The sequence below is a fragment of the Streptomyces megasporus genome (genome assembly GCF_000718985.1).
Lineage (GTDB): Bacteria > Actinomycetota > Actinomycetes > Streptomycetales > Streptomycetaceae > Streptomyces > Streptomyces megasporus.
In genome coordinates, this window is sequence record NZ_JODL01000030.1 from 55378 (window position 1) to 68161 (window position 12784).

Annotated in this window: 10 protein-coding genes and 1 other RNA gene; 7 read left to right on the plus strand and 4 right to left on the minus strand. The window is 73.8% G+C overall.

Annotated features, from left to right (window positions below; translation table 11 throughout):
* Positions 1-7 precede the first annotated feature (7 nt).
* Positions 8-925 carry an ABC transporter ATP-binding protein gene (locus IF47_RS0122410; RefSeq protein WP_051718089.1) on the plus strand — a complete coding sequence of 306 codons (918 nt, stop codon included), beginning with the start codon at positions 8-10 and terminating at the stop codon, positions 923-925.
* Between the two features lie 14 nt (positions 926-939).
* Positions 940-1677 carry an ABC transporter permease gene (locus IF47_RS0122415; RefSeq protein WP_031510730.1) on the plus strand — a complete coding sequence of 246 codons (738 nt, stop codon included), beginning with the start codon at positions 940-942 and terminating at the stop codon, positions 1675-1677.
* A gap of 40 nt (positions 1678-1717) precedes the next feature.
* Here IF47_RS0122415 and mhpA read toward each other — a convergent pair whose 3' ends face one another.
* Positions 1718-3358, minus strand: a complete 1641-nt coding sequence (gene mhpA, locus IF47_RS0122420; RefSeq protein ID WP_031510731.1) for a bifunctional 3-(3-hydroxy-phenyl)propionate/3-hydroxycinnamic acid hydroxylase MhpA — start codon at positions 3356-3358, stop codon at positions 1718-1720.
* A 553-nt stretch (positions 3359-3911) separates the two neighbouring features.
* On the opposite strand from mhpA, the gene IF47_RS0122425 reads away from it, so the two are divergent.
* The 4 genes from IF47_RS0122425 to IF47_RS0122440 all read left to right on the plus strand — a co-directional run bounded on the left by IF47_RS0122425 (position 3912) and on the right by IF47_RS0122440 (position 8863).
* Complete coding sequence (locus IF47_RS0122425; RefSeq protein WP_051718091.1) at positions 3912-5633, plus strand: class I adenylate-forming enzyme family protein; 1722 nt, start codon at positions 3912-3914, stop codon at positions 5631-5633.
* Positions 5634-5654: 21 nt separating this feature from the next.
* Positions 5655-6494, plus strand: coding sequence for a 2-amino-3,7-dideoxy-D-threo-hept-6-ulosonate synthase (locus IF47_RS0122430; protein ID WP_031510734.1), 840 nt, complete (start codon positions 5655-5657; stop codon positions 6492-6494).
* On the plus strand, positions 6466-7578 hold the full coding sequence (locus IF47_RS0122435; protein ID WP_031510735.1) for a 3-dehydroquinate synthase II: 1113 nt from the start codon (positions 6466-6468) through the stop codon (positions 7576-7578). Before IF47_RS0122430 ends, IF47_RS0122435 begins: the two co-directional genes overlap by 29 nt.
* Before the next feature lie 79 nt (positions 7579-7657).
* Positions 7658-8863, plus strand: coding sequence for an FAD-dependent monooxygenase (locus IF47_RS0122440; RefSeq protein WP_078592036.1), 1206 nt, complete (start codon positions 7658-7660; stop codon positions 8861-8863).
* 40 nt (positions 8864-8903) lie between these two features.
* On the opposite strand, the gene IF47_RS0122445 is transcribed toward IF47_RS0122440, so the two are convergent.
* Positions 8904-9887, minus strand: coding sequence for a LysR family transcriptional regulator (locus IF47_RS0122445; protein WP_031510738.1), 984 nt, complete (start codon positions 9885-9887; stop codon positions 8904-8906).
* A 102-nt stretch (positions 9888-9989) separates the two neighbouring features.
* Here IF47_RS0122445 and IF47_RS0122450 point away from each other — a divergent pair, with 102 nt between their 5' ends.
* On the plus strand, positions 9990-11354 hold the full coding sequence (locus IF47_RS0122450; RefSeq protein WP_037733145.1) for an MFS transporter: 1365 nt from the start codon (positions 9990-9992) through the stop codon (positions 11352-11354).
* 353 nt (positions 11355-11707) lie between these two features.
* On the opposite strand, the gene ssrA is transcribed toward IF47_RS0122450, so the two are convergent.
* Both ssrA and smpB read right to left on the minus strand, forming a co-directional pair.
* Positions 11708-12078: a transfer-messenger RNA gene (gene ssrA / locus IF47_RS29720) on the minus strand.
* 219 nt (positions 12079-12297) lie between these two features.
* Positions 12298-12777 (minus strand): SsrA-binding protein SmpB, encoded by a 480-nt coding sequence (smpB, locus tag IF47_RS0122460; protein WP_031510740.1) that lies wholly within the window; start codon positions 12775-12777, stop codon positions 12298-12300.
* Positions 12778-12784 lie beyond the last annotated feature (7 nt).

Below are 12784 nucleotides of genomic sequence, written 5' to 3' on the forward strand. Positions count from 1 at the left end.
AGCGAACATGACACAGACTTCCCTCGCCTCGCCGGAGTTGTCCTCCCCGGCCGCGGCCCCGGCGGTGCTGGCCCGCGCCTCGGGCGTCACCCGCCGGTACGGCGACCACACCGCCCTGGACGCCGTCGACTTCGAGATCCGCCAGGGCGAGCTGCTCGGCCTGCTGGGCCCCAACGGTGCCGGAAAGTCCACGTTGGTCAGCCTGTTGACCGGGTTGAAGCAGGTGACGTCGGGCCGCTGCGAGCTGTTCGGCGGCGACCCGCGCCGCCCGGAGAACCGGCTGCGGATCGGCGTCACCCCGCAGGAGACCGGCCTGCCGGAGACCCTGCGGGTGGCCGAGGTGGTCGACTTCGTGGCGGCCCACTACCCGGACCCGGAGAACCGCGACGAGCTGCTGGAGCGGTTCGGCCTCTCCGCCCTGGCCCGCCGTCAGACCGGCGGCATGTCGGGGGGCGAGAAGCGCCGTCTGGCCGTGGCGCTGGCCTTCGTGGGCCGCCCGCGGCTGGTGTTCCTCGACGAGCCGACGACCGGCCTGGACGTGGAGTCGCGCAAGGCGCTGTGGGACCGGGTGGCCGAGTTCCACGCCGACGGCGGCACCGTCCTGCTGACCAGCCACTACCTGGAGGAGATCGAGGCGCTGGCCGAGCGCGTGGTGGTGCTGGGCCGAGGCCGGGTGCTCGCCGACGACTCGGTCGACGCGATCCGCGGGCTGGTCCGCGTGCACCGGGTCAGCCTGACGGCGGGCGACCTGCCGGAGCTGCCCGGGGTCGTCGGCGAGCACCGCGAGGACGGCCGCGTCCATCTGATGACCGGCGACCCGGACCAGTTGGTGCGGGAGCTGGTGAAGCGGGAGGTCGCCTTCTCCGGCCTGGAGATCCGGCCCACATCGCTCGAAGAAGCCTTCCTGACCATCACCGGATCCTGACGAAAGCCGTGACCATGGCACTGACCCTCGTCCACACCCGCTACCAGTTGCTGCGGACCATCCGCATCCCGATCGCGTTGGTCGGTTCGGCGTTCTTCCCGGCCGCGTCGATGATCTTCTTCGTGGTGCCGGCGGCCGGCAAGGACCCGACGGGCGCCGTCTACGCGACCGCGTCGATGGTCGTCTTCGCCTCCATCATCAGCAACCTCTTCGGGCACGGCATCGGCGTCGCCGAGGACCGCGCCCAGCCGTGGGACCCCTACACCCGCACCCTGCCGGTCGGGCTGTTCCCGAACTTCGCCGGGCGGATCATCACCGGGTTGGCGATGATGCTGCTCTCGATGCTGCCCGTGGTCGTCATCGCGGCGGTGTTCACCGAGGCGTCCGTCAGCCTCTGGCAGTTCCTCGCCGGACTGGTGGTGCTGATCGTCGCCTCGCTGCCGTTCATGCTGATGGGCCTGGCGATCGGCTACCTGCTGTCCACGAAGGCCGCGCTGGCCGTGGTGCAGATCATCTTCTTCCCCCTGGCCTTCGCCGGCGGTCTGCTGTCGGCGCCCGACTCCGCCCCCGGCTTCGTGAAGGCCATCGCCCCGTACGTGCCCAGCCGGGGCGCGGTCGAGCTGATGTGGGGCGCGGTGGGGGACTTCGACGTCAACCCCACCGCGGTGGTGTCCCTGGTGGTGTGGACGGTGGCCGTCGGGGCCGTGGCCGTCTACGCCTACCGCCGGGACGAGGGGCGTCGCTACCGCTGACGCCCCCGTCGCCCCGTCGTCCCGGCCGTACCGAGCGGGCTCAGCGCCCGGGCGGTACGGCCGCGGTCGTCCCGCGGAGCCCGTCGACCGCCGCGCGCAGCAGCTCCCCCGTCTCCGCGCGGTCGCGGGCGGCGCCGAAGACGTGGAAGTCGGGGCGCACCAGGACCGTGCGGACCCCCCGGGACGCCAGCCACCGGTGGTAGACGCCCTCGGTGTCCACCACGGCGTCCCCACGGGCGTCCCCGGCCGCGGTGCCGGGCGGCAGCAGCCGGACCGGGCGGGCTCCCAGCGGGCTCAGCGCCGCGCGGAGACCGTCGCCGTACGCCGCCGGGTCGTCCAGGGTGAGCAGCACGAAGCCGCCCCCGGCGATCTCGTCGAACGGCCCGTGGCCGCCGGCGCCCGCGACCGGCGCCTGCGGGAGGAGCACACCGGCCGGGTCGTCCGGGCCGCCCTCGCCGGTGTCCGGGCCGCGACGCAGGTAGCCGTCGGCGAGGGCGTCGGTGCGGGGCCCGCCGCCGGGGCCGTGGCTCCGGTCGCCGAGCATCCTCCGGTCGCGCTCGGCCGCCGCGGCCGGATCGGTCTCGCAGATGAGGCGGCCCAGACCGACGGACATGCCGACGATCTGCCGCACGTGCGGGCGACGCTCCCGCTCGTAGGTGTCGAGGAGCTCCTCCCCGGCGACCCCCGCCAGCACCAGGTCGAGTTTCCAGGCCAGGTTCGCCGCGTCCCGGATGCCCGAGCACATCCCCTGCCCGGCGAACGGGGGCATCTGGTGCGCGGCGTCGCCCGCGATGAGCGTCCGGCCCCGCCGCCAGTGCCGGGCGACACGGCCCCGGAAGGTGTAGACGGCGTGCCGCTCCAGGACCGCGTTCCGGCTGTGGACCCCGAACCCGGCCAGGAGCCGCCAGGCGTTCTCGGTGGTGCCGAACTCCTCGGCCGGTTCGTGGGGCATCCTCATGAACTCCCAGCGGCGGTGCCCCGGTCCGGCGGAGACGGCCACCCTCGGCCGGGCCGGGTCGGCGATCTGGAGGTTGAGCGGGGGGAAGTCCTCCGGCCGGTGCGGCACCACGTCGCAGGCCATCCAGTCCAGGGCGAACCCCGAGTCGTCGCTCTCGGTCCGCAGCCCGTGGTCGCGGACGAAGCTGTTGGCGCCGTCGCAGCCCACCACCCAGCGGGCCGTCAGCACCCGACGCTCACCGGACTCGACGTTCTCGGCGACGACGTCCACCACCCCGTCGCGCTCGGCGAGGCCCACGGCCCGGTGCCCGCGCAGCACCCGCAGTTCCGGCAGTTCCTCGCCCCGGCGGGCCAGCGCCTCCTCCAGGCCCGGCTGGTACATGGAGGTGGAGTCGGGCCAGCCGTACGGGCCCGACGGGCGCAGCGGCACGCGCAGCAGTTCCTCGCCCGTCGCGTTCTCCACCACGTAGTCCCGGGACGGTTCGCCGATCCGCCGGATGGCGTCGGCGATGCCCGCGGACGCCAGGACGCGGGCGCTCGGACCGTCGAACGCGACCGCCCGCGGCATCGGGTACGGCCGCGGCCACCGCTCGACGACGGTGACCCGGCGGCCCCGCCCGGCGAGGAGCACGGCGAGGGTCTGGCCGACCGGTCCGCAGCCGACGACGAGTACGTCGGCCGTGTCGCCGGGCCTTCCGGGGGCGGATGCGGACGAAGAGTTCATTCCTTCTCCCGAAGACGACATCCGGTGAACCGGCCAAGGTTATGCCGGTGACCGCCGCACGCATCGGACAAATCCTCCGCCGCTCCCCACAAGGTGACCCACGTAAGCGGAATCGTGATAAATGTCAGCCGACGCCCCGGAAGTGCTGCACGGAACAGGAATACCCTCCAGCATTACCACGCCGGCCATTCGGCCGGTGTCAATCATTGAAGGGAATTCGACATGAGCCCCGTTGCCGAGACCGAGATCTTCGACTCCTTCGACGTCGAGGAGCTCGAGGTGCTCGAGGTCTCCGACAGCGTCGCCCTCCCACGCGGGGGGAAGTCCGTCCGCACCCCCGGACAAGGGCGGCGAGGTTGTCAAGGCCGGCAAGGGCGCCAGGGGGTGTCAAGGGGGCGGCGCCGGAACCCCTGCCGCCCGCGGAGTGACCTGTGTAAGCGGAATCGTGATAAATGTCAGTCGACGCAACCGGAATACTGCGCGGCGCGGAAATCTGACTCAGCATTACCACGCCGGTCAATCGGCCGGTGTCCACCGCTGAAAGGAATTCGACATGAGCCCCGTTGCCGAGACCGAGATCTTCGACTCCTTCGACGTCGAGGAGCTCGAGGTGCTCGAGGTCTCCGACAGCGTCGCCCTCCCCCCCGTGGCACGCGCTTTCCCGATCCATGTCCCCCCGTCGTGGGCACGGCACGAGCACTACGCACGCAGAATCCTCCACGCCCTGTCGCGGAACCCGGACCGCGTGGTCCTGCGGTGGCGCGAGGAGACGGTGACGGGTGCCGAGCTGGCCGCCCGCGTGCACGCCGCGGCGAGGACGCTGGACGCCCTGGGCGCGGGACGCGGCACCACGGTGGCGATCCTGACGGAGACCAACCACCCGGCCATGCTGGTCGCCCGCTACGCGGCGCACCTGCTGGGCGCCGGAACCGTCCACGTCCGCTCCCACAACCCCCGCTCGGACGCCGTGGAACTCCCCCGGGCCGTCCAGGCCGACATGCTCCGGGAGAGCGACGCGCGGTTCCTGGTGTGCGACGGCGCCCACCTGGCCAGGGCCCGCGGACTCGCCCGCGACCTGGGCGGACGACTGTCGCTCGTGGGAGCGGACACCGGCGGCGCGGACCTCGCCGCCCGGCTGGACGCCCCACCGGGGCCCCACCCCTCCCCGACCTCCGGGGAGACGCCCCCGCACGCCCCCTACGAACCGGACGACCGCGCGGTCGTGGCCCACACCAGCGGGAGCACCGGCAGGCCCAAGGGCGTCGAGCAGACGTTCCGCACCTGGAACGCCATCGTCGGCGCGTTCCCCGGCAGTCCCGACCCGGACAGCCCCTCCCGCATGCTCGTCGCCCTCCCCCTCAGCCACACCGTCGGCTCGATGGCGGACGCCGTGCTCGCCGAGGGCGGACGCGTCCTGCTGCACGAGGGGTTCGACGCCGCCGCCGTCCTGGACGCCTTCGCCGCCGAGCGCGTCACCGACACCTACCTCGCGGTGCCCCACCTGTACCGGCTCACCGAGCTGGCCCGCTCCGGCGGCGCCGACCTGTCGTCCCTGCGCCGCCTGGTCTACAGCGGCACCCCCGCCTCGCCCCGACGGATCGCCGAGGCGCACCGGGTGCTGGGCGACTCGCTCGTGCAGCTCTACGGCTCCACGGAGGCCGGCGGCATCTCCAACCTCACTCCGCTGGACCACTGCGAGCCCGAGCTGCTGCCCACCGTGGGGCGTCCCTTCCCCTGGGTCCGGCTGAGGATCGCCGACCCCGAGACCGGCGAGGAGGTGCCGCGGGGCCGGCCCGGGGAGGTCTGCGTGGCGTCCCCCACCGTCATGGACGGCTACCTCGGCGACCCCGACACGACCGCCCGTGTCCTGCGCGACGGCCTGCTGCGCACCGGCGACCTGGGCCTGATCGACCAATACGGGTACCTGCGGCTGGTCGGCCGTGTCGGCGACGTCGTCAAGAGCGGCGGCCTGAAGATCCACCCCACCACCGTCGAGCGGGCCCTGCTGTCCCACCCCGACGTCGCGAACGCCGCCGTCTACGGGGTGGCCGACGACGACCGGGTCGAGCGCGTGCACGCCACGGTGTCGCTGCGCGACGGCGCCCGCTGCACCCCGGACCTGCTCCGCGAGCACGTCGCCGAGCTGCTCACCCCCGAACACGCGCCCGTCGAGGTGACGTTCCGAGACGACCTCCCGCTCACCGAACACGGCAAACCCGACAAGGCGTACCTGCGCACCCTCGCGGGCCGGAAGAACTCCCTCCCGCTCCGCTGAACTCGCCGAAAGGGGTCCACGATGACCGCCCACCACTTCGCACGAGCACTGCGGTTGCGCAGGCTGTTCCGGCACAGCGACTCGCGGTTGATGGTCGTGCCGCTCGACCACTCCATCAGCGACGGGCCGGTCGTCCCGCGCGGCAGCACCATCGACCGGCTCGCCGGCCGGATCGCGGCCGGCGGGGCGGACGCGATCGTGGTCCACAAGGGCAGCCTGCGGCACATCCGGCCCGCCCGCTTCGCGGACATGTCGCTGATCCTCCACCTCAACGCGAGCACCGCGCACGCGCCCGACCCGGACGCGAAGCACCTCGTCACCGGCGTCGAGGACGCCGTGCGGCTGGGCGCGGACGCGGTGAGCGTGCACATCAACCTCGGCTCGCGGGAGGAGCACCGGCAGATCGGCGACCTCGGACGGGTCGCCGACCTGTGTGATCGCTGGAACCTGCCCCTGATGGCGATGGTCTACCCGCGCGGCCCGCAGATCGCCGACCCCCACGACCCGCGGCTGGTCGCCCACGCCGTGACCCTGGCGGCGGACCTGGGCGCCGACGTCGTCAAGACCGCGTGGGCCGGCTCGGCCGCCGCCATGCTCGACGTGACCGCCGCCTGCCCGATCCCGGTGCTGGTGGCCGGCGGCCCGCCGCGCGGCACCGAGGAGGAGGTCCTCGGCTTCGTCCGGGACGCGCTGCTCGGCGGCGCGGCCGGGGTGGCGATGGGGCGGAACGTCTTCCAGGCCCCCGATCCGCAGGCCATGACCGCCGCCGTCGCCCGGCTCGTCCACGAGGGGCCGCGGGAGTCCTACGACCACCTGACAGGAGAGCACCGGAGTGAGCGCGAACAAGCTGTGCTGGCTTGACATCCGTTCGGCAGGGCGGGAGAAGAAGGCGATCGTCGAGGAGGCGCTGCACCAGCGCGTCGACGGCATCGTGGCCGCGGACCCCGCGGACCTGGAGACGCTGCCGCCGTCCGTGACCCGGGTGCTGCTGCCCGGCGGCGGCGAGGTCCCGGAGAAGGGGTTCGGGGCGGCGGACGTCGTCGTCCTCCCCCTCACCCCCGCCGAGCGCGCCGAACTGGCCCGGGCCCACCCGGACGTGGAGTTCGGACGGTACGTGGAGATCGCGGACGCGGCCGGCCTGGACGAGGCGTGCCTCGCGGCCCGCACCGAGAAGTGGAGCGTGCTGGAGTTCCGGGACCCGACGAAGATCCCCCTGGAAATCGTGATCGCCGCCGCGGCGGGCGCGCAGGGCTCGATCGTCACCGCCGTCGCCGACGTCGAGGAGGCGCGGGTCGTCTTCGGCTGCCTCGAACTCGGCTCCGACGGCGTGATGATGACCGCGCGCGCCGTCGGCGACGCCACCGCTGTCAAGCAGGCCGCCGCCTCCCCCACCGGTGAACTGGCGCTGACCGAACTGGAGATCACCGCCACCGCCCACATCGGCATGGGCGACCGGGCCTGTGTGGACACCTGCTCCCACCTGCGGCAGGACGAGGGCATCCTCGTCGGCTCGCACTCCAAGGGCATGATCCTGTGCGTCAGCGAGACGCACCCGCTGCCGTACATGCCCACCAGGCCGTTCCGCGTCAACGCCGGCGCGATCCACTCCTACACCCTGGTGGAGAACGGCCGGACGAACTACCTCAGCGAACTGCGCACCGGCGGCAAGGTCCTGGCCGTGGACGTCGAGGGGCGGACGCGCGTGGTGGCGGTGGGCCGGGTCAAGATCGAGACCAGGCCGCTGATCTCCATCGACGCGGTCGCGCCGGACGGCCGGACGGTCAACCTCATCCTCCAGGACGACTGGCACGTCCGGGTGCTGGGGCCGGGGGGCGCCGTGCTGAACAGCACCCATCTGAAGCCGGGCGACAAGGTGCTCGGGTACCTGCCCACCGCCGACCGGCACGTGGGCTACCCCATCGACGAGTTCTGCCTGGAGCAGTGACCCCCGCGAGGACGGGCGGGGGCCCGGAGACCGGGACGCCGCGAGGAGGTGCGGGGCCATCGAACCCCTGAGGGTCGCCGTGGTCGGCGCGGGCATCGGCGGACTGGCGCTGGCCGCCGCCCTGCGCCGGGCCGGCGTGCGGTGCGAGGTGTACGAGCAGGCGAGCCGGCTGTCCGAGGTGGGCGCCGGCCTGCAGCTCGCCCCGAACGCCGTGCGTCTGCTGCACCGGCTGGGACTGGCGGACCGGCTGCGGGCCTTCGCCGTCCGTCCGGAGGCGATGGAGATCCGGCGCTGGGACGACGGCCGGTTGCTGTCCGGCACCGAGTTGGGCGCCGCGTGCGAGGCGATGTACGGAGCGCCGTACTACACCGTGCACCGCGCGCACCTCCACGAGGCGCTGCTGGAGGCGGCCGGGCGCGACACGGTCCGGCTCGGCCGGCGGGTGACCGGCCTCCGGCGGGGGGACGGCGAGGTGCTGCTCGGCTTCGACGGCGGCGAGCGGCGGGCCGCCGACGTGGTGGTCGGCGCCGACGGCATCCACTCCGCGGTCCGCGCGTGCCTGGTGAGGGACGCGCCGGTCTGGTCGGGCGAGACCGTCTACCGGGGTCTGGTGCCCGGCGAGGCACTGCCGGAACTGGTCCGCGACCCCCGCGTGAGGGTGTGGATGGGGCCGGGGCGGCACTGTGTGTGCTACCCCGTCTCCGCGGGGCGCTGGATCAGCTTCGCGGCGACCGTGCGGTCCGACACCTCCGACGGTCTGCCGCCGGAGTCGTGGTCGGCCGCCGGGGACCCCGCCGACCTGGTACGGGCCTACCGGGGTTGGGAGGCGACCGTGGAGCGGCTGGTGCGGGCCGCCTGCGACGTCCCCGTGCGGCGCTGGGCGCTGCACGACCGGGAGCCGCTCGCCCGCTGGTCCGCCGGCCGGGTGACGCTGCTCGGCGACGCGGCCCATCCGATGCTGCCGTTCCGCGCCCAGGGCGCCAACCAGGCGGTGGAGGACGCGCTGTCCCTCGCGGTCTGCCTGGCCGACGCGGACGCGGCGACCGCACCGGCGGCGCTGCGCCGCTACGAGGCGCTGCGGGTGCCGCGCACCACCGCCGTCCAGCAGGGCTCGCGCGGCAGCGCCCGGGTGATGCACCTCGACGACGGCGAGGAGCAGCGGCGACGGGACGGGGCGATGGGCGCCGCCACCGCGCTGCGCGCCATGGCCTGGCTGTACGGCCACGACGCCGAACACGCCGCCCGGCGCGCCGGCGGACGGTCGGAGGGGACCCGAGGGGAGTGACCCGCGGGGCCGTCCACGCGTTCGGCCGGGGGCCGGACGGTCAGCCGCCGGCGGCGCGCTCCGGTTCCGCGCCGAGGACGCGGACGTCGGGTTCGGGGAGCCAGGAGCCCTCCGGACGCTCCAGCCAGCGCCGCTCGCCGGCCAGTCGTCGGGCGGCGGCCAGGAGGGCGTCCAGCCCCGGATGGCGCAGGCCGTGCCGCCACACCATGGAGATCGGCGAGAGCGGCACGGGGTCGACCAGCGGGCGCAGGACGGTACCGGGCATCGCGATGAAGACGTCACTGGCCAGCACCGACCACTTCCGCGCTCGCACGACCCGGACGAACTCCGCCTCCCCCTCGATCCTGGGGAAGGGCGGGACGAGTTCGATGCCGCGGCCCGCGAAGAGTCGGCGGGCGTAGTCGGTCCACTCGGCGGTCTCCTCGTTGCCCGCCCCCGCGTACAACGCCTCCCCCGCCAGCGCGTCCAGCGGCACCCGGGGCAGTCGGGCCAGCCGGTGGTCCTCCAGGAGCAGCACGGCGATCCGCTCGTACCGGATCAGCAGGTGGCCCAGCCCGGCGAGCACGGCCGGGTCCAGTCCGGCGACGCGGCCGAAGGAGACGTCGAGCCGTCCGGCGAGGATCTCCGCGGCGGCGCCGGTCAGGCCGGTGCGGTAGCGGGCGACGAACTCCACCGCGGGCGCCAGGCGTCGGGCCTCGTCCAGCACCACCTGGCCGGTGGCGACCGGTGCGCCCACGTCGACGGTCAGGGGGCGCTCGTCGCGCGCGGTGGCGGCGACGAGTTCGTCGTGCGCGGCCAGCGCGCGCCGGGCGTACGGCAGCAGCCGCTCGCCCTCGGGCGTCAGGGCGACGTGGCGGGTGGTGCGGACGAACAGCGCGGCGCCGCACCGCTCCTCCAGTCGCCGGACGTCCCGGCTCAGTGCCTGCTGCGCGACGTACAGCCGGACGGCGGCACGGGTGAAGTGCAGTTCGTCGGCGACGGTGACGAAGGCGCGCAGCAGCCGGGGCTCGATGTCTCGGGGCACACTCCATGGTCCCCTCGCGCGAAAGCGTTGACAACGAGTATGTGTGAATGGCCTCCGAGCAGGTGTTGGACGCGCTCCGGACCGCTGCCCGACGGTGTGTACATGCCGCATCCCACCTCCGGCCCCACCCGTGCGCGCCCCCGCGAGGCGCCCGTCTCCTCCCCGCTGTTCGCCCTGACCGGCGAGACCCCGGTCGCCGTCCCGCGAAACGCGGCGGCCCGACCCCGACGGGGCGGTCGCGCCGCCCCCTCCCTGTTCGGCCCGTACGCGCGGCTGTTCGCGGCGCCCGGAACGACCGCCTTCACCCTGGCGAGCCTGCTCGCCCGGCTCCCGATGGGCATGTTCGGCATCAGCGCGATCATCATGATCGCCGGCACGCGCGGCTCCTACGCCCTCGCCGGGGCCGTCACCGCCACCGGCATGGCCGTGACCGCCGTCGTGGCTCCGCTGATCGCTCGTCTGGTGGACCGGTACGGGCAGGCCCGCGTCGCCGTGCCCGCCGTGTCGCTCTCCGCCGCGGGCTCGCTGGCGCTGGTGCTGTGCGTGCGGTCCGGCGCCCCCGACTGGACGCTGTTCGCCGCCGAGGTGGTCGCCGTCACCGCCCCCAACACCGGGGGCATGGCGCGGGCCCGCTGGGCGCACCTGCACCGCGGTTCCGCGCCCGAGGCCGAGGCCGCGCGGCACACCGCCAACTCCTTCGAGCAGGCCCTGGACGAGCTGTGCTTCACGCTCGGTCCGGTCCTGGCCACCGTCCTGTGCGTCTCGCTCTTCCCCGAGGCGGGCACCCTCGCCGCCACGGCCCTGCTGCTGGTCGGCACCCTGTCGTTCGCCGCCCAGCGCCGCACCGAACCGCCCGTCGAGCCGCGCGGCGGCGACACCCGCGCGACCGCGCTCCTGCGGACTCCCGGCCTGCCTCCGCTGCTGCTCGTCTTCCTCGCCACCGGAGCGGTCTTCGGCGGACTGGAGGTGGTGACGGTGGCGTACGCCGACGGGCTGGGCCACAAGGCCGCGGCGGGAGCGGTGCTGGCCCTCCAGGCCCTGGGGTCGGGGGTGGCCGGACTGGTCTTCGGAACCCTGCGCTTCCACGGCCGGGCGGGGTCGGCGCAGTGGCGTCTGGCGCTGTGTGTGGGCGCGATGGCCGTCCTGATGACGCTGCCGCTGCTCGCCTCGACCACCGGCGATCTGCTGGTGCTGGCCCCCGCGCTGCTGGTCGCCGGGATGGCGACGGCCCCGGCGATGGTCACCGGGATGACGCTGGTCCAGCGGCTCGCCCCGCCCGACCGGCTGAACGAGGGCATGACCCTGGCCGTCACCGCGCTGCTGGGCGGCATCGCCGCCGGTTCGGCGGCGGGCGGCTGGGCGGCGGAGCACCTGGGCGGCTCGTGGGGGTACGTCGTGCCGCCCACCGCCGCGGCGCTCGCGACGGCGGCTGCCCTGGCGGCGGCCGTGAGGCGACGGAGCCCGTGACACGACGAGGAGGGGGGTGCGGGTGGCGCAGCCCCCGCCCCGCGCGGCACAGCCGCGCACACACGACAAGGGCGACGTGGTTCACGCCCCCCACGTCACCCCGCCCACCCCGTCACCACCCGACGGGGAAGGGGGGTGCGGGTGGCGCAGCCCCCGCCCCGCGCGGCACAGCCGCGCACACACGACCAGGGCGACGCGGTTCACGCCCCCCACGTCACCCCGCCCACCCCGTCACCACCCGGCGGGGAAGGGGGGTGCGGGTGGCGCAGCCCCCGCCCCGCGCGGCACAGCCGCGCACATACGACAAGGGCGACGTGGTTCACGCTTTCCGTGAACACACGTCGCCCTCGACCTTGTGGAGATGGCGGGAATCGAACCCGCGTCCAACGGTGCAGAACCAGGGCTTCTCCGAGCGCAGTCCGCTCTGCTTTTCTCAGCCCCGGCGGTCACGCGGACAAGCCGCCGACGGGCTCAGTCACTGTTTGATGTCCCACACACCCCCGTGACCGGGATGCGTGGTGAGTTCCCTAGCTGATGCCAGGATCCAGGGCGGGAACGCACCTGGGCTGACACTTCACCAGTCGCTGATCAGGCAGCGAGGGCGAAGGAATCGCGCTTGTTGTTGGCGATTATTTTTTCGCGGCACATGGTTAACGAGATCATTGCCGCGTTCCTCGGCTCGCTTCCCCTGCTTCAACAGCCGTTGTCGAAACCGATCATCCCCATGTTGAGTTGACAAGCACGTCCGGCCGGAGCCGCACGGCGCTGTTGCCATTCTACGGGATCAACGCGAGGACCTGCCAGCGTATTCCCCCGGCCGGGGACCGCCCGGACGACTCGCGTCGGTCGCCGTACGCCTGGTGCAACCGGCACGGCCGCGGGTTTGTTCCCGCACCGGCGGGACGGGCCGGCTCCGGTGCGCGCCGGAGCCGTACAGGGGTGCCTACGCCCGCTGCCGCCGCCGTGCGGCGGACACCGCGCGCTCGGCCTCGCGGCGGTCCTGCTTCTCTCGCAGGGCCTGCCGTTTGTCGTACTCCTTCTTGCCTCGCGCCAGCGCGATCTCGACCTTGGCCCGCCCCTCCTTGAAGTACAACTGGAGCGGCACCAGCGTCAGGCCCGTCTCCTGGAGCTTGCCGATCAGCTTGTCGATCTCCGCGCGGTGCATCAGCAGCTTCCGCTTGCGCCGCGCGCTGTGGTTGGTCCACGTCCCCTGGGCGTACTCGGGGATGTGGACGTTGTGCAGCCACGCCTCGCCACCGTCGATCTGGGCGAACCCGTCCACCAGCGAAGCCCGGCCCTGCCGCAGCGACTTCACCTCGGTGCCGGTCAGCACCAGCCCGCACTCGTAGGTGTCGAGGATGAGGTAGTCGTGCCGCGCCTTCTTGTTCTGCGCGATGAGTTTGCGACCCGTCTCTTTAGCCATAGCCGAG

Coding starts and splice junctions, on each gene's coding strand:
- IF47_RS0122430 (WP_031510734.1), top strand. CDS start 5,655: ATGACCGCCCACCACTTCGCACGAGCACTGCGGTTGCGCAGGCTGTTC.
- mhpA (WP_031510731.1), bottom strand. CDS start 3,358: ATGAACTCTTCGTCCGCATCCGCCCCCGGAAGGCCCGGCGACACGGCC.
- IF47_RS0122415 (WP_031510730.1), top strand. CDS start 940: ATGGCACTGACCCTCGTCCACACCCGCTACCAGTTGCTGCGGACCATC.
- IF47_RS0122450 (WP_037733145.1), top strand. CDS start 9,990: ATGCCGCATCCCACCTCCGGCCCCACCCGTGCGCGCCCCCGCGAGGCG.
- smpB (WP_031510740.1), bottom strand. CDS start 12,777: ATGGCTAAAGAGACGGGTCGCAAACTCATCGCGCAGAACAAGAAGGCG.
- IF47_RS0122410 (WP_051718089.1), top strand. CDS start 8: ATGACACAGACTTCCCTCGCCTCGCCGGAGTTGTCCTCCCCGGCCGCG.
- IF47_RS0122425 (WP_051718091.1), top strand. CDS start 3,912: ATGAGCCCCGTTGCCGAGACCGAGATCTTCGACTCCTTCGACGTCGAG.